The organism is Billgrantia ethanolica, assembly GCF_021404305.1.
GTDB classification, from domain to species: Bacteria; Pseudomonadota; Gammaproteobacteria; order Pseudomonadales; family Halomonadaceae; genus Halomonas; species Halomonas ethanolica.
This window is the reverse complement of sequence record NZ_JABFTX010000002.1, coordinates 124,385-140,395: the sequence shown is the minus strand read 5'-3', so window position 1 is coordinate 140,395 and position 16,011 is coordinate 124,385. Positions and strand designations below refer to the sequence as shown.

16 protein-coding genes are annotated in these 16,011 nt (G+C 64.9%); 11 read left to right on the top strand and 5 right to left on the bottom strand.

The annotated features are described in order from the left end of the window. The first annotated feature begins 37 nt into the window (after window positions 1-37). The 7 genes from HOP53_RS09505 to HOP53_RS09475 all read left to right on the top strand — a co-directional run bounded on the left by HOP53_RS09505 (window position 38) and on the right by HOP53_RS09475 (window position 6,054). Entirely contained in the window at window positions 38-1,201 is a 1,164-nt protein-coding gene (locus tag HOP53_RS09505; protein ID WP_234269810.1) for a glycosyltransferase family 4 protein, read from the top strand. Next, window positions 1,173-1,715 carry a phosphatase PAP2 family protein gene (locus tag HOP53_RS09500; RefSeq protein WP_010626601.1) on the top strand — a complete coding sequence of 181 codons (543 nt, stop codon included), beginning with the start codon at window positions 1,173-1,175 and terminating at the stop codon, window positions 1,713-1,715. Before HOP53_RS09505 ends, HOP53_RS09500 begins: the two co-directional genes overlap by 29 nt. 118 nt (window positions 1,716-1,833) lie before the next feature. After that, window positions 1,834-2,799 carry a phosphate/phosphite/phosphonate ABC transporter substrate-binding protein gene (gene phnD / locus HOP53_RS09495; RefSeq protein ID WP_010626600.1) on the top strand — a complete coding sequence of 322 codons (966 nt, stop codon included), beginning with the start codon at window positions 1,834-1,836 and terminating at the stop codon, window positions 2,797-2,799. Between the two features lie 92 nt (window positions 2,800-2,891). Then, a complete protein-coding gene (gene phnC / locus HOP53_RS09490) occupies window positions 2,892-3,725 on the top strand; it encodes a phosphonate ABC transporter ATP-binding protein (protein ID WP_010626599.1) in 834 nt (277 codons plus the stop codon). Then, window positions 3,722-4,531, top strand: a complete 810-nt coding sequence (phnE, locus tag HOP53_RS09485; RefSeq protein ID WP_010626598.1) for a phosphonate ABC transporter, permease protein PhnE — start codon at window positions 3,722-3,724, stop codon at window positions 4,529-4,531. The genes phnC and phnE (HOP53_RS09485) overlap by 4 nt, the downstream gene beginning before the upstream one ends. 52 nt (window positions 4,532-4,583) lie before the next feature. Further along, a complete protein-coding gene (gene phnE / locus HOP53_RS09480; protein WP_010626597.1) occupies window positions 4,584-5,399 on the top strand; it encodes a phosphonate ABC transporter, permease protein PhnE in 816 nt (271 codons plus the stop codon). 22 nt (window positions 5,400-5,421) lie between these two features. Then, entirely contained in the window at window positions 5,422-6,054 is a 633-nt protein-coding gene (locus HOP53_RS09475) for a histidine phosphatase family protein (protein WP_234255361.1), read from the top strand. 6 nt (window positions 6,055-6,060) lie between these two features. Here the strand turns inward: HOP53_RS09475 and HOP53_RS09470 are convergent, their stop codons facing one another. Both HOP53_RS09470 and HOP53_RS09465 read right to left on the bottom strand, forming a co-directional pair. After that, window positions 6,061-7,293 (bottom strand): MFS transporter, encoded by a 1,233-nt coding sequence (locus HOP53_RS09470; protein WP_234269809.1) that lies wholly within the window; start codon window positions 7,291-7,293, stop codon window positions 6,061-6,063. A gap of 111 nt (window positions 7,294-7,404) precedes the next feature. Next, window positions 7,405-8,070 (bottom strand): SDR family oxidoreductase, encoded by a 666-nt coding sequence (locus HOP53_RS09465; protein WP_234269808.1) that lies wholly within the window; start codon window positions 8,068-8,070, stop codon window positions 7,405-7,407. A 176-nt stretch (window positions 8,071-8,246) separates the two neighbouring features. Here HOP53_RS09465 and HOP53_RS09460 point away from each other — a divergent pair, with 176 nt between their 5' ends. Continuing rightward, complete coding sequence (locus HOP53_RS09460; RefSeq protein WP_010626593.1) at window positions 8,247-9,668, top strand: hypothetical protein; 1,422 nt, start codon at window positions 8,247-8,249, stop codon at window positions 9,666-9,668. A gap of 56 nt (window positions 9,669-9,724) precedes the next feature. Here HOP53_RS09460 and HOP53_RS09455 read toward each other — a convergent pair whose 3' ends face one another. After that, window positions 9,725-11,467 carry a bifunctional diguanylate cyclase/phosphodiesterase gene (locus HOP53_RS09455; RefSeq protein ID WP_234255365.1) on the bottom strand — a complete coding sequence of 581 codons (1,743 nt, stop codon included), beginning with the start codon at window positions 11,465-11,467 and terminating at the stop codon, window positions 9,725-9,727. A gap of 159 nt (window positions 11,468-11,626) precedes the next feature. Here HOP53_RS09455 and HOP53_RS09450 point away from each other — a divergent pair, with 159 nt between their 5' ends. The 3 genes from HOP53_RS09450 (at window position 11,627) to HOP53_RS09440 (ending at window position 13,788) form a co-directional block, all read left to right on the top strand. Next, on the top strand, window positions 11,627-12,934 hold the full coding sequence (locus HOP53_RS09450) for a glycosyltransferase (protein ID WP_234269807.1): 1,308 nt from the start codon (window positions 11,627-11,629) through the stop codon (window positions 12,932-12,934). A 102-nt stretch (window positions 12,935-13,036) separates the two neighbouring features. After that, window positions 13,037-13,189 carry a hypothetical protein gene (locus tag HOP53_RS09445; RefSeq protein WP_234269806.1) on the top strand — a complete coding sequence of 51 codons (153 nt, stop codon included), beginning with the start codon at window positions 13,037-13,039 and terminating at the stop codon, window positions 13,187-13,189. A gap of 62 nt (window positions 13,190-13,251) precedes the next feature. Beyond that, the gene (locus HOP53_RS09440; RefSeq protein WP_234255371.1) at window positions 13,252-13,788 is read left to right on the top strand and encodes a GNAT family N-acetyltransferase; all 537 of its coding nucleotides are present in this window, start codon (window positions 13,252-13,254) and stop codon (window positions 13,786-13,788) included. 36 nt (window positions 13,789-13,824) lie between these two features. On the opposite strand, the gene HOP53_RS09435 is transcribed toward HOP53_RS09440, so the two are convergent. Continuing rightward, a complete protein-coding gene (locus tag HOP53_RS09435; protein WP_234269805.1) occupies window positions 13,825-14,442 on the bottom strand; it encodes a LysE family translocator in 618 nt (205 codons plus the stop codon). Window positions 14,443-14,667: 225 nt separating this feature from the next. After that, entirely contained in the window at window positions 14,668-15,987 is a 1,320-nt protein-coding gene (locus HOP53_RS09430) for a ferredoxin reductase family protein (protein WP_234269804.1), read from the bottom strand. Window positions 15,988-16,011: the final 24 nt, after the last annotated feature.

Sequence of the window (16,011 nt, the reverse complement as noted above, 5' to 3'; positions counted from 1 at the left end):
CCATCCTCGCTGTCATGCTCACGGCTACGAGGATGCCATGCGAATCTGTCTTGTCAGCGAGACCTGGGCACCGGAGATCAACGGCGTCGCCCACACCCTGATGCAGCTGAGCCGCGAGCTGCGGGAGCGCGGCATGGCGCTGCAGCTCATCCGCCCGCAGCCGGCAAACGGTAGCGCTTCAGAGCCCACCCCGGGGATGCAGGCCGAGCTGCAGGTGCGTGGCATGGCGATCCCCGGCTACCGCGCCGTGCGTATCGGCCTACCGGCCGGCCGCCGTATGCGGTGCCTGTGGCAGGCACAGCGCCCCGACGTGGTGTACCTGGCCACGCAAGGGCCGCTGGGCTGGTCGGCGCGGCGTGCGGCCAAACGCCTGGGCATCCCGCTGGTGGCCGGCTGGCATACGAACTTCGACCATTATTGCGGCGATTACGGCGTGCCCTGGCTAGCTCCGCTGCTGATGCGAGGGCTGCGCCACTTCCACAACGGCTGCCAGGCCACCCTGGTACCCACCCGACAGCAGGCTAATGACTTGGCCGGCCATGGCTTCGAGCGTCTGGAAGTGATGGGGCGCGGCATCGACCAGGAGCGCTTCTCACCAGGGCTACGCTGCGCCGAGCTGCGTCGCAGTTGGGGGGTCGACGAGCACAGCCCGGTGGCGCTACATGTCGGTCGGCTGGCGGCCGAGAAGAATCTCACCCTGCTGCGCGAGACGCTGCACGTCATGCGCAGCGCCCGCCCCGACATGGCGCAGGTAATCGTCGGCGACGGCCCGGCACGGCGCTCCCTGGAGAAGGCGTTGCCGGAGGCGCATTTCACCGGCTTCATCTCACCCGAAGCCCTGGCTCGTCACTACGCCAGCGCCGACATGTTCCTGTTCCCCTCGCTCTCCGAGACCTGGGGCAACGTGGTACCGGAAGCCATGGCCAGCGGCCTGGCCGTGGTGGCCTATCGCCACGCTGCCGCCGCCGAGCTGATCGACAGCGGCGTTAATGGCGTGACGGTGACCGCCGGCGACGCCGAGGCGTTTCGCGACGCTGCTGTGGCGCTGTGCCAGCAACCCGCCCGCTACGCTCAGATGGGCCGTGCTGCGCAATTGCGCAGCCAGACCTGCCGCTGGCCCGCCATTGCCGACAAGTTCTTGTCCGTCTTACAACAGGCCCGGGAGATAGACCATGAGACCACGCGCCCCTGCCGTATTTGATCGCCTCGACCTGTTGGAGTGGCGGCTGTGCCAGCGCTTCGCCAACCTCAGCCTGTACACGCCTTGGCTGGCCACCCTGCGCCTGGCCAGCCGCCTGGGCGACTGGCCACTGTGGGTGGCATTGATCGCCGCCCAGCCGTGGCTCCAGCCCGAGGCGGGGCTCGCCTTCTTCCTGCAGTACGCCGTGACCGGGCTCGTCGCCATCCTGATCTATCGCCTGATCAAGACGCGCCTCTGCCGGGAGCGCCCCTTCATCACCTTCGTCAACCTGATCCAGTGCGGCGAACCGGCCCGCGACCGCTACAGCTTTCCCAGCGGGCACACCATGCACGCGGTGATGTTCTGCGTGATGACGGCGGCCCATGCGCCCTGGCTGCTGCCATTGCTGGTACCGCTGGCGGCACTGATCGCCCTCTCGCGGGTCGGCCTGGGCCTGCACTACTTCAGCGATGTCGCCGCCGGCGCTGCCATTGGCTATGCCTTCGGCCTGACGAGTCTCTATCTGGCGGGTTGAGCCGCATTCATGAGGACGTCACCCAACCGTAACGCGATGGACCGCAAGTCGTAATGCCAAGACAGCAGGATGGCAGCCGTAACAGTTCGCTACCTTTCCGCAAAACAGGTGATCGACAATGCTGTCCCAACGTTTCTCCCCTCTGCTGCTGCGTACCGCCGTTGCCGGCGTCCTGACCACCATGGCGTTTCAGGCCAGCGCCGACCTCTCCTCGCGCTACACCGATGCCGATGGCGACATGGTCGCCGATATCCCCAGCGATGAGTCCCGCTGGGTCGACCCCAGCACGCTGGTGTTCGCCTACACCCCGGTGGAAGACCCGGCTGTCTATGCCGACGTCTGGGCCGACTTCCTCGACCACCTGGGTGAAGCGACCGGCAAGCGGGTGCAGTTCTTCCCGGTGCAGTCCAATGCCGCCCAGCAGGAGGCACTGCGTGCCGGCCGTCTACACGTGGCCGGCTTCAACACCGGCGGCGTGCCGGTGGCGGTGAACTGCGGCGGCTTCCGTCCCTTCGCCATCATGGCCGCCGAGGACGGTAGCTACGGCTACGAGATGGAGATCATCACCCACCCGGACAGCGGCATCGAAAGCATGCAGGACCTGGCCGGTCGTCAGTTGGCGTTCACCTCGCCCACCTCAAACTCTGGTTTCCGGGCCCCCTCGGCACTGCTGCGCAGCGAGTACGGCATGGAGGCCGACGAAGACTTCGAAACCGCCTTCTCCGGCTCGCATGACAACTCCATCCTCGGCGTGATCAACCGTGACTACGACGCCGCCGCCATTGCCAACTCGGTCGCCCACCGCATGCTGGCTCGCGGTGTGATCAACGAAGGCGACTACGAGGTCATCTACACCTCCGAGACCTTCCCCACCACCGCCTACGGCATTGCCCACAACCTGAAACCGGAACTCCAGGAGCAGATCCAGGAGGCCTTCTTCAGCTACGACTGGTCCGGCACGCCGCTGGAAGCCGAGTTCGCCAACTCCGGGGAAGCTCAGTTCATTCCCATCACCTATGAAGAGCACTGGTCGGTGATCCGCACAATCGCCGACGCCAATGGCGTCACCTACGACTGCGACTGATGCGGGAGCGGCTGCGCACCGCAGCCTGACACCACAAGAGCGGCCGGGGAAACGCCCCGGCTGCTCCGTGCATGAAAGAAGGGAGCTGCACCATGCTGACTCTATCCCAGGTCACCAAGCGCTACCCCACAGGGGACCGCGCTCTGACCGACATCGACCTGACCCTGCCACGCGGCCAGGTCATGGCGCTGATCGGCCCCTCCGGAGCCGGCAAGAGCACGCTGATTCGCTGCGTCAATCGTCTGGTGGAACCCACCAGCGGCAGCATCCGCCTGGAGGACACCGAGCTGACCCGACTCTCCGGCGCGGCGCTGCGCCGGGCACGCCGCTCCATGGCCATGATCTTCCAGGAGTACGCTCTGGTGGATCGCCTCACGGTGATGGAGAACGTACTCTCGGGACGGCTCGGCTACGTCGGCTTCTGGCGCAGCTTCACGCGTCGCTACCCACAGGAAGACATTGCCGAAGCCTTCCGCCTGCTCGACCGGGTCGGCCTGCCGCACGCCATGGACAAGCGTGCCGACGCACTCTCCGGTGGCCAGCGCCAGCGGGTGGGTATCGCCCGGGCCCTGATCCAGAGCCCGCGCCTGCTGCTGGTGGACGAGCCCACTGCGAGCCTCGACCCCAAGACCTCGCGTCAGATCATGCGCCTGATCCGCGAGCTGTGTGCCGAGCGCAATCTGGCCGCCATCATCAACATTCACGATGTGGCTCTCGCCCAGCAGTTCGCCGATCGCATCGTTGGCCTGCGTGCCGGCGAGATCGTCTTCGACGGTAAGCCCAATGAGCTGGACGCGGAGACCCTCACGACCATCTATGGCGAGGAGGAGTGGGATACCCGAGTTCAGGACGACATCGGCGAGAGCACACCGCCGCGTGAGGTACCGGCTTCCCGACTCACGCTGGCCAGTGGTGGCGCCTCATGAGCCGCCAGGCAAAGGCCCAGGCAGGCCAGTGGCGACGGCTGCCGCTGATCGAGAACCCCAAGTTGCGTTGGGGATTGGTCGTGGGCCTTGCCGTCTATCTGGTACTGGCACTGGCCTCGGTGGAGGTCAACTGGACTCGGGTCGCCGAGGGCGCCGGTCGCGGGCTGAACTTCCTGGCCGCTTTCACCCAGCCTGATTTCGTCAGCCGCCGCGGCGACATCATCAATGGCATTCTCGAAAGCCTGACCATGACCGTCACCTCGACGGTGATCGGCGTGGCCCTATCGATCCCGGTGGGACTTGGCGCTGCGCGCAACATCGCACCCTGGCCCATCTACTACCTGTGCCGCGGCATCATCACCGTGTCGCGTACCTTCCAGGAGATCATCATCGCCATTCTGTTCGTGGTGATGTTCGGCTTCGGCCCCCTGGCCGGCATGATCACGCTGGCCTTCGCCACCATCGGTTTCATGGCCAAGCTGCTGGCCGAGGATATCGAGGATCTGGACTGGCGTCAGGTCGAGGCGGTTCGCGCCACCGGGGCCAACTGGTGGCAGACCATGAACCACGCCGTACAACCCCAGGTGATGCCGCGCCTGATCGGGCTCTCGATGTACCGCCTGGACATCAACTTTCGCGAATCGGCGGTGATCGGCATCGTCGGGGCGGGCGGCATCGGCGCCACCCTCAATACCTCGATCAGCCGCTACGAGTACGACACCTCGGCGGCAATACTCTTGATCATCATCGCCATCGTGCTGTTGTGTGAGTACAGCTCGAGCTACATCCGCCGCTGGACCCAATGATGCGATGGCGGTGTGCGCGCCGCCCATTGTCTTTGTCTGAAAGGATTGACACATGCCCGTCTCAACGACTCCGCAGGGCACGCCCATCTGGCACCTGCGCACCACCCGCGCCCAGTGGCTGGGCTATCTTGGCTGGCTGGCCGGCGCCTGCCTATTCTTGCTGTGCTGGAAGGTGATCTCCGACAATACCATGTGGGTCTTCGTCGAGGACGCCGGCCGCCAGGGCAGCGATCTCATCAGCCGCATGCTGCCGCCACAGTGGAGCTACGCCCACCGGCTGTGGAAGCCGATGTGGGATACCCTAAACATCGCCACTCTGGGTACGCTGCTGGGCATCGCCATGGCCTTCCCGGTGGCCTTCCTGGCGGCCCGTAACACCTCACCGCACCCGCTGGTGCGCAGCGCCGCCTTGCTGATCATCGTCTCGTCGCGCTCCATCAACTCGCTGATCTGGGCCATGCTGCTGGTGACCATTCTCGGTCCTGGGGTGCTGGCCGGCATCATCGCCATCGCCCTGCGCTCCATCGGTTTCATCGGCAAGCTGCTTTACGAGGCCATCGAGGAGATCCACCCCACCCCGGTCGAGGCGATCAGCGCCACCGGCGCCGGACGCATGCAGGTGATGAGCTACGGCGTGCTGCCTCAGGTCATGCCTGCCTTTGCCGGCATCAGCGTCTATCGTTGGGACATCAACATCCGGGAATCCACGGTGCTGGGCCTGGTGGGCGCCGGCGGCATCGGGCTACAGCTCAACGCCGCCATCAACAGCCTGGCCTGGAATCAGGTCAGCGTCATCTTCGTGATGATCTTCGTCACCGTACTCGCCTCGGAGTGGATCTCCGCCCGGGTGCGCCACGCCATCATCTGACCGCCGCGACAGGAAACCGACCATGCGCTTTACCAATGCCGAGGTGATCACTCTCGACCTGATTCGTCACGGTGAGCCGGTGGGCGGCCGCATGCTGCGCGGCACCACCGACCATCCCTTGAGCGAACGGGGCTGGCAGCAGATGCAGACTGCCATCAACGACCTGCTGATCGATGGAAATCCGCCGTGGGACGCCATCGTTACCTCACCGCTCTCCCGCTGTCGTGAGTTCTCCCTATGGCTGGGTGAGCAATACGACCTGCCGGTGACGATAGAGCCGGCTCTCGCCGAGATGGACCTTGGAGACTGGGAGGGCAAGACCCACGCCGAAGTGCGCGCCCTTGAAAAGGAGACGGATCGCCAGGCCGCCCTGTGGGCCGACCCCAGCCAGACGTCGCCACCTGGTGGAGAAAGCGTCGAGGCTTTCGACAAGCGAGTGGGCGTGGCCTGGCAGGGGCTGCTGGAAACGCCAACTGGCAGCCACTTGCTGGTGGTATGCCATCTGTTCGTGACCAATGCCGTACTGCGCCAGGTACTCGAGCAGCCGCTCTCGCGCATCCTGGCCTTCGACCTACCCTATGCCGCTAGCTGCCGTATTCGCCATGAGCGCCATGCGCTGGGCGAGACCAGCCTGGTGGAGTGGATCGGGCGGTAACGCCCTTCAGCCATCGACGTCCACCGCCCTGCTGCTGCGCGCACAGCGCAGCAGGCAGAACACCGCCAGCGCGCCTGTCGCCGTCGGCAGCAGGAACCCGACGGCGTAGCTATCGCTCTGCCACACGATCAGGCTGAACAGTGCCGGCCCCACCAGCACCCCCATATAGGTCAGCACTAGCACGGCGGCGGTAGCCTCACCTACTTCCCCCGGCTCGCAGCGCCGCGCCACCTCGGCCAGGTAGACGCCGTTCCAGCCCACGGCCGTGGCGCCGGCGACCACCATGAGAGCGATGGTCAGCCAGATGGGAAGCGAGCCGCTCAGTAGCGCCAGCAGCAGGAACACCAGGGTGATGCCGGCTGCCAGGCCGAAAAGCACCGGCAGACTGGCCCTCAAGCGATCCGCCAGGGCGCCCCAGAGCAGGCGCCCGGTTACCCCCGCCACGTGCACCATAGATATGACGGCACCTGCTGCCACCAGAGTCAGCAACAGCTCCTCCACCATGTAAGCCACCGCAAAGCTGAGCAGCGAAAGCTGTGCCGCCGACAGGCAGAAGCCGGCGGCACCCAGCCATAGCATGGCCCGGGAGCGGTGAAGCACGGTCAGGCTTCCGCCGCCCTGCATGCGCACGCTGGCATCCCGCGTCGCATCCCAGAAAGCGCGTCGCAGCTGAAGCAGCAGCAAGGTGAAAAGGCAGGCGGTGCCGACCGCCAGGAAGGCCGCCTGCCAGTTCCAGATGGCTGCCAGCGGCGGTGCCATCAGGCCGGCCAGCACACCGCCCAAGGGCACGCCGGTCTGCTTGATGGAGTAGACCAGATTTCGCCGCTCGGCGGTGGTAAAGCGGGTCAACAGCTCCGCCGCCGCGGGACTGGTCAGGCCATAGGCCAGGCCCAGCAGCAGCGTCGTGGCCAGCAGCGCTAACGGCGTGCCGAGCAGCGCCATCAGGCAGCCCGCCATCACCAGCGCCATCGCCAGTTGGCTGGCCCGGCAGCCGCCCAGGCGCCGCGCCACCACCGCCGACTGCAGCGAGGCCAGCATCGCCACGCCATACAGCAGGCTGACCTGAAGGCCGACCAGATTAGTGGCTACCCCAAAGGCCGCCGCGATCTGGGGTGCCAAGGTAGGCACCAGCAGCATGCCGCCACTGCATAACACCTGCACCCAGGTCGTCGCCGCCAATACCCACCAACCTTCCCTGGGGCCGGGTGGCGATGTAGCGGCGGAAGATAAGGCAGGCATGGCAGGCTCCGATGATGACAGGCAAAACCGTTAGCCTACACACAAATTTTCGACTTTAGCCAACGTTATTGACGAAGACTGCCTTCGTCGTGCCAACCGCTCGACGCCTGACTACCAGGGCAGCGCCTCGCCGTTGCTGTGCCAGAACCCCCCGCTGTTCTCCAGGGTCAACGCCTCGATGCGCGCGGCGATACCGGCTGCCGCTTCCTCGGGGGTTATCAGCCCGCCGAAATTGACCATGCGGGTCTGCACGTACCCCGGATGCAGCTGGGCCACCGCAATGCCGCGGGGCTTGAGATCCATGGCCAACGACTTGCCGAAGGCGTTGAGCGCCGCCTTGGAAGCCCGGTAGCCGTAGCGGCCGCCGGAGTCGTTATCGGCGATCGACCCCATGCGACTGGTGATGTTGGCTACCTTGCTGCCCGCCCCGAGATTGTCGAGCAGCGCCTCGGTCACCCGCAGCGGAGCGTAGGCGTTGACCTCCATCTGTTCGCGAATGGTGTCGAAATCGAGCGAGCCCAGCGACTCATCGCGCAGCAGGCCGGCGTTGTTGATCAGCAAGTCCAGACGCTGCCCCGCCAGCGCCTCGGCCAGCCGTGCGACGTCCTTGGTGCGGGTCACGTCGACCCCATCGATGACCTGATCGGCCAGCTCGTCGAGCTCCTGCGAGGTGCTGCGGCAGACACCGTACACGCGCCAGCCCGCCTTCTTGTAATGGCGCGCCAGCGCCAGGCCGATGCCGCGATTGGCACCGGTAATCAGAACCGTGGAAGACATCCCGACTCCCCTTCGTTGCGTGTTGTGATGACGCCACCAGTGTGGTCGCCGCCTGGCGAAGTGCAAGCGCCGATTCAGCACATATCCCTCAACGCAGACCCGGCATATAATGGTTACGCAATGTAACCCCTCGCGGGCCCTCTTACCGATGCTTGCCATCGAACAAGGACGCTTTCATGGCCAATCGCGCCTCCACCACTACCCTTGCCGCCCTAGGCGGCGCCGCCATCGGTTTGATCGTTGGCTGGCAAGTACCGAGCAACTCGACCGCTCCCGTCCCGACTGTCGATCAGGCCGTAGCGGACGACACCGTCTCAACACCGGCCTTGCAACTTGGCGAACGACTGCGCAGCGAACTCACCTCGTCCAGCGAGCTCAACGGCAAGGATGGCAGCCGCTTCGAGCGTTTCCATCTACCGGTCGAAGAGGGAACCCTGATCGAGATCGAGCTCGGCGGCCCTCTGCACGGCACGCTTTCGCTCTACGATCCCGAGCTGCAGCTGCTCGCCACCAGCGCGAGCCCCATGTATTACGACGTCTCGGCGGCAACCTCTCTGCGTCGCCGGATCGACGAGGGCGGCGACTACGTGGTGGTAGTCAGCGGTCAGGACATGCACAGCTACGGCCCCTTCACCCTCACCACCCGGGAGATGGAGCTGACGACCAGCGATACGCTGGCCATGCCCTCCAGCGCCGACGGCTGGCTGCAGGACGGTGGCGACACCTTTAGCGTGACCATCGAGGAGAGCGGCCTCTATCAGTTCGAGATGCGCTCCAGCGACGTAGACGCCTACCTGGTGCTCGAAGGCCCCAATGGCTATCGCCGTGAGGACGACGACAGCGCCGGAAACCTGGACGCCCGCATCGCCGATTTCCTCGAACCCGGGGAGTATCGTCTCACCGCGCGCAGCGCCTACGGCCAGGACAGCGGCCTCTATACTCTGGAGCTGGCTCCCCATGAGCTGGCCAGCGATGAGACGCTGCGCAACAGCGGTGAGCTGGCAATCGACGAGCCGCTGTTCGGCTGGTTCAGCGGCAATGGCCTGGAGTATCAGCTCACTCTCGAGGCGCCGGCGATGGTGACGCTGGATATGCTCTCGGCCGACTTCGATGCTTTTCTGGAGCTGCATGGCGATGGCGTCTTTGCCAGCGATGACGATGGTGGCGAAGGGCTGAACGCGCGGCTGATCCGCTCGCTGGAAGCCGGCGAGTACACCGTGCTGGCTCGCAGCCACAGCGGCCAGGGCAGCGGCCTGTTCGAGCTGCGTGCGGCCGCCATCGCCCTCGACGAACTCGCCAGTGAAGGGCAACTGGAGAGCGGACGCGCGCTGCAGGCGTGGCTGGAGCCGGGTGCACGCAACGTCTATGAGATCGTGATCGAGGAGGCCGGCGACTATCGTCTGGACCTGCATTCCGACGATTTCGACGCCTATCTCGAACTCGAGGGCGAAGGGCTCTTTCTGAGCGACGATGACGGTGGCGATGGGATGAACTCGCGCATCGCCACTCACCTGGAGGCGGGCACCTACCGCGCCACTGCCCGGGCCTACGGCAACAGCGAGAGCGGAAGCTTCACGCTCTCGCTCAGCGCCGAATAACGCAACAGCCGGCCGACCGGCCTCGCTCGCTCCGCGAGGCCGGTACACGCCCGCCGTCAGTGCCGGCAGCGCCGCTCGATGAACAGACTGTTGCCAGCTTGTCGCTTGGCTTGTTGCTTGAGTTCCGAAAGATCTTCGGATATTGCCAGGACGTCACAGCCGCGACCATCACTTACCGGCCTTGCCGCCAGCGACAGACTGACGAAGGGATAGAACGTCACGCGGCCCTGCCGACTCTCGACCCGTACCCCGCCGGCTCGGCGATCCTCCGCATCGTAGAAGTCCGGCGCCATGGCGCCGAATGCTGTCAGAATACGGTGACAGCGCGCCTCCCAACCGGCATCGTCCAGTAGCAGCATGAAGTCATCACCGCCGATGTGACCGATGAACCCCGTCTTGCCGACCTGCTCATCGAGCAGCTGAGCCAGCGCCAGAATCACCCGGTCGCCCCGCGCATAGCCGTAGGCGTCGTTATAGGCCTTGAAGTTGTCGAGATCGCAGTAGACGGCAGTGAAGACCTTGCCATGCTCCAGCCATTCGCTCAGCGTCTCGTTGATCATCAGGTTCCCGGGTAGACCGGTGAGCGGATTGGCATGGCGCGCCTGACGCACCTGAATGGCAGTGATCTCGCGCAACAGGTCAACGATATTACCCATGCCGCGATAGCGGCCCTCGCCGTCGACGATGACGAAATCCTCCTGGGGCACATCCGCACTGTCGGTGAGCTGCTGGCTGAGCAGGGTCAGCGGCGTTTCATCGACGGCCACGGCGAAGCGTGAATCGCACATGTCCCGCACCAGACGCTTGGCGAACAGGGCATGACTGTAGGGGTTGGTGAACAGGGTAAGAAACTCGCTGCGCCGCACCACACCGACCGGCCTGTCGTTTTCCACCACCGCCACACAGCGCAGGCCCGGCTCGCCACGAAACCGTCCGCTCAACTCCAGTACAGGCATCTGCGGTTCGATCGGTGCCAGCGACTTCATGATGGTGTGAGCGCTGCGTACCAGTCCGTGACGGGCCGAGGCTCCGACCGGCAGTGAGCGGCCGATATCTCGCGACGGGGTCTGGCTGGGACGGGCAAAGTAGTAGCCTTGCAGCAGCGACAGGCTGCGATCCAGCTCCCACAGCGAGCGGTACTCCTCGGCGGTTTCCACGCCTTCCGCTATCAGCTGGCAGCCGAGGCTGCGCGATACATCGAGAATCGAGCGCAGGAACTGCCGCTTGTCGGGGTCCTGATCGATGCCGGAGATGAAGTGGCGGTCGAGCTTGACGAAGTCGGGGCGCAGCTCGGCCCAGTGGCGCAGACTCGAATGGCCGGCCCCTAGGTCGTCCAGCGCAACCTGAAAACCCATGTCGCGATAGTGCTCCACCGCTTGGCGCATCAGCACGTAATCGGTGATCGGCAGATGTTCGGTGAGTTCGATGACGACACGATTGGGAGCCAGCCCATGGTCGCGCAGATAGCCCAGGGTCAACCCCTCGCTAAAGTCTCGCTCGACGATGGTCAACGGCATCACGTTGAGGAACAGCCTACCGGGCAAGCCTAGCCGCACGAAGGCGGCAATCGCCAGCCGGCGGCACAGCAGATCGAGCTCTACCAGCAGGCCCGACTGAATGGCCACCTCGAACAGGACCAACGGAGAGTGCAGCCTGGAGCCTTCGGGGCCGCGAATCAGCGCCTCGTAGCCGTGCACGCACTGCCTGGCGACATCGACAATGGGTTGGAAGCATGGCGTGAGCCGCTCGCCCTCTATGATCGCTCTGAGCTCGCTCTCCTCGATGTCGGAGGTCGTCATGGTCAGCCCTGAAATGGTGTCAGGGCGAGATTGCAACGTTTAGATGACAGCACCATGACAGCGGTGCGTGGCGCTTCGCCTTCTCGAGCCTCCACTGTCACCATGGCGTCACTCGGACGACGCAGGATGGTGAGGCATCCTGCCATGCAGAGCCGAACCATGAACATATTGATGCTTTCCGACGTCTACTTTCCCCGCATCAACGGTGTCGCCACCTCGATTGCCAGCTTCCGCGATGCGCTACAAAGGCTCGGCCATTCCGTCACCCTGGTCTGCCCCGGCTATCCCGTGGGGCAAGTGGATGAACCGGACGTACTGAGGATCTCCTCGCGCGGCGTTCCTGGCTCCCCCGAAGATCGCATGATGCACTATCGCGAGGTGATGAGACTGGCGCCGCGGCTCGCCGCAGAGCACTTCGATCTGGTACACATTCACACACCCTTCGTCGCCCACTATGCCGGCGTGGCGCTGGCAAGGCGGCTGGGCATTCCGGCCCTGGCCACCTACCACACGCTGTTCGAGGAGTATCTCCCCCTCTATGTTCGCGGCGTACCCAGCCGTTGGCTGCGCTTCCTCGCCCGGCGCCTCTCGGTGTGGCAGTGCCGCCAGCTGGCAGCGCTGGTGGCACCGTCGCATGCCATGCACGACACACTCCTGCGCTATGGCGTCAAAACGCCCGTGGCAGTCATCCCCACCGGATTGGCGCTGGAGCGCTTCCGTCATTCCGTCGAGGACGATGACTTCCGCGACCGCTACCATCTGCCGAAAAACGCCCGGCTGCTGTTGTTCGTCGGACGCCTCGCCTTCGAGAAAAACATCGCCTTTCTGATCGACCTGCTGCCCCGGGTGCTGGCCGAGCATCCCGATACGCGCCTGATCATTACTGGCGAAGGACCGGCCCGAGCGGCCTTGGCACGCCGGGCTCGGCAGATCGGCATGGAGTACGCCGTGCACTTTCTTGGCTACCTGGGGCGCAACGGCCCGCTGCAGACCGCCTACCGTGCGGCAGATGCCTTCATCTTCGCCTCACGCACCGAAACCCAGGGGTTGGTGCTGCTGGAGGCCATGGCGCTGGGTACCCCAGTCGTCTCCACCGCCATGATGGGCACCCGCGACGTGCTGGTGGACGGTGCGGGTTGCCTGATTGCCGACGAGGATCTCGACGACTTCGCCGCCAAGGTGAACCGACTGCTCGACGATGACGCGCTGCGCGGCGAACTGGCGCAGCGTGCCATGACCCATGCGGGCGGCTGGCACGAGGACGCCAAGGCCGCCGAACTGGCCGGGCTTTATGCTCGAATAGCAGGGATGCAAATAGCAGGGAGCGGTAACGCCAGAGCGGTGCCACTCACCACGCTGACGGCATCCAGTACCCAACAGACGGTATCGTCTGCGATAGAGGCATCAATCTGCAAAGCCATAGAAAAAGAGGCAGACGCCGAAGTCATGCTGAAGGAAGTCCGATAGCTTCGGCAAACTTCACATCTTGCCCGTCCTGGGGGCGTCACCACTCTGTCACCATACGTCGTTAGCGTCGGGGAGACCTAGCGCTTCGACAGGAGAAGCCCTATGCCACGGCGCCAGCGCGAACCGCTCAGTGACGAGGAGATCGATTTCCTGGTCCAACTGGCAAATGGCAATGCCCTGGCCCACCACCGCCGCCGTGAGCGCGAGCGGCGGCGCCGGACTGGAGCCCCACCCCCGGACCGAACCGCCGTATGACCGCTGTTCGGAACGGCAGCTGCTATGCTTTGGCTAGGCTCTTTCGATGGAATGAGACGCTGGTGGAAACTGATCCAATCAACACGGAAGTGAATGCCAAGCGGCGGCTGCGACTGCGCCCCGCGACACCCGAGGATCGTCCCTTGCTCGAGCGCTGGGACACCGAGCCCCATGTCGTTGCGGCCAACCCCAACGACAAATGGGAGTGGCAGACCGAGCTGGCCCATCCGGCCGAAGGCTGCCAACAGTTCATCGCCGAGCGCGAAGGACGCGCCATCGGCTTCATCCAGATACTCGATCCCGCCCGTGACGAGAGCGGCTACTGGGGCGAGGTGGGCGACGGCTTGCGTGCCATCGATATCTGGATTGGCGAGCCCGAGGAGCTGGGCAAGGGCTACGGCACCACCATGATGCAGTTGGCCCTGGCGCACTGCTTCGCCGACCCCCGGGTTTCCGCCGTGCTGATCGATCCGCTCGCCGACAATCGTCGGGCCCAGCGCTTCTACGAGCGGCTGGGCTTTCGCTTCGTCGAAAAGCGCCGCCTGGGCAACGACCTCTGCTGTATCTACCGTCTGGAACGCAGCGACTGGTTGGCCTGAGGTCGTCGGTACGCCGCGACGCAGCCCTCGAGACGCTTAGCCCTTGGCCACCAGGAAAGCGCCTGCCGCCACCATCAGCGCCCCCGCGGAGCGGTTAGCCCCCTTCATGGCACGCTCGCTCTGCAGCCACCGGCGCGCGCTGGCGGCCCCCACGGCGACCAGCATCAGTCCCAGCATGAGCCCGACGAACGTCAGCAACACAGTCAACAGCATGTCGCCGGAGGCCAGCGCCACCAGGTCGACGAAGGTCGGCAAGAAGGCGATGTAGAACAGGATCACCTTAGGGTTGGAAGCGGAGATGAGAAAGCCCTGCAGAAACCCCTTCACGAGGTCGACGCGCCGGGAACCTGCCGACAGGTCGGCCTCACCGACGGGCGAGGTCCACAGTTTCCAGGCCAAGTAGAAGAGATAGGCGGCACCGACATAGCGAATCATGGTGAACGCCTCGCCCCAGTGCTCGGCCAGCACCGCCAGCCCGTGAAAGGCCAGCATGAGGTAGAGCAGGTCGCTGACCGTCATGCCCAGCGCCAGTGGCCAGCAGGCCCGCGCCCCGGAGGACATGCCGCGGGCCAGGATGGCGAAGATTCCGGGGCCGGGGGTAACGGCGAAGACGAAGATGGCGAGGAAGTAGAGCAAGGCGCTCTCGGGGGACATGGGGGCCTCACGGTCAGGGCGAAAATTCGATCATGCCCGAGTGCAATGCCTCATGACCAGCCCCCATCGCCGGGCGCCAGGCACATCTCATCAGCTCATTCCATCAGAGCCGGTCCATCAGATCCGGCCTGCCAACCATAGCGCCAGCAGCACCACGATCAGCAACAACAGTCCGCTGGCCACGCTGCCGGCCCACTTGGCGATGACGTGCAGCATGCTCCTCTCCTAAACGATGTCGAAACGATCGGAATAGATCCGCGTGGTCGCCGCCCCCTGGGCGAGCAGGGCTTTCTCCACGGCATTCATCAGCGGTTCGGGGCCGCAGATGAAATACTCGCGGCGGCCGTCGTCCGGGGGCAGGCGGCGCCTCACCAACGCTTCGTCGATCTTGCCGCGCTCCCCTTTCCATTCGGGTTCGGGATCGCTGATGACATGAATTACGTCGAGATCGAGAACCTGCTCCAGTTCGGCCAGTTCGTCGCGAAAGGTGGCGTCCTCCCAGGTCTTGTTGGCATAGAGCAGCCACAGCGGCCGAGTGTCGCCCTGGTCACGCAGCGAGCGCAGGATGCTCATGATCGGCGTGACGCCGATGCCTCCGGCAATGAGTACCGCACCGGAAACATTGTCCGGTTCGGGTATGAAGGCGCCATAGGGGCCTTCGACGAAGGCGTGCGTGCCCGGCGGTACCTCGGGGAGCGTATTGGTGAAGTCACCCAGGCGCTTGGCCGTGAACGCGAAGCGCTTGCCATCTTCACTGGACGAGGCCACCGAGAACGGATGCTGCTGCAGCGAGAACGGCGTCTCGCCCAAGGTGATCCAGAAGAACTGTCCGGGAGCGAAGTCGAGACGGTGATCGCCTTCGGCTTCAAGGGTCAGGGTTGCCGCATCGCCACGCTCCTGCTGATTGTCCACCACCTTCCAGGGCTGATTGCGCAGACGCCAAGGCCTCAGCAGCCGCGTCTCGACCACCAGCAGCAGCGCAAGCCCCACCACCACGCCTAGCAGCAGCGTCGTGAAGATGCCTTCCGTGTAGTGCTGCACCATGACCGCATGGCCCAGGCCACCGGCGACGACGAAAAGCGACAGCCCGCCGTGCAGAGCCCGCCACCACTCGTAGGAGAGCCCGAAGCGCGTACGCCACAGCGAGCTTGCCACCAGCATCAGCGTGGCCAGCACCAGCAGTATGAGGGTGATCGCGCGCAGGGTATCCTCGCGGGGATCGAGATACTCGATCCAGCCGGGGCGGGTGGCGATCATCACCAGCGGATGAGCCAGCACCAGCAGCAGCGCGAAGATGCCGGTCTGGCGATGGAACTGCAGAATGTTGTCGTGACCGACCGATTCGGCGAACCAGCGATGCCGCCCCGAGATCACCGCCTGACAGGCAAGAACGCCAAGCGCCAGCAGCCCCAGCAGGGCACCGAGTTCGGCACCGAACTCCCGCGTTTCGTCAGGCTGGCGGATAACGGCGATGCCGAGGGGCAACAGAGCCAACAAAAGATAGCCACCACACCAAAGCAGTGCGCTTCGGGCCAATCGACTCACAACGACCTCCTTGTCCAAGTCTCC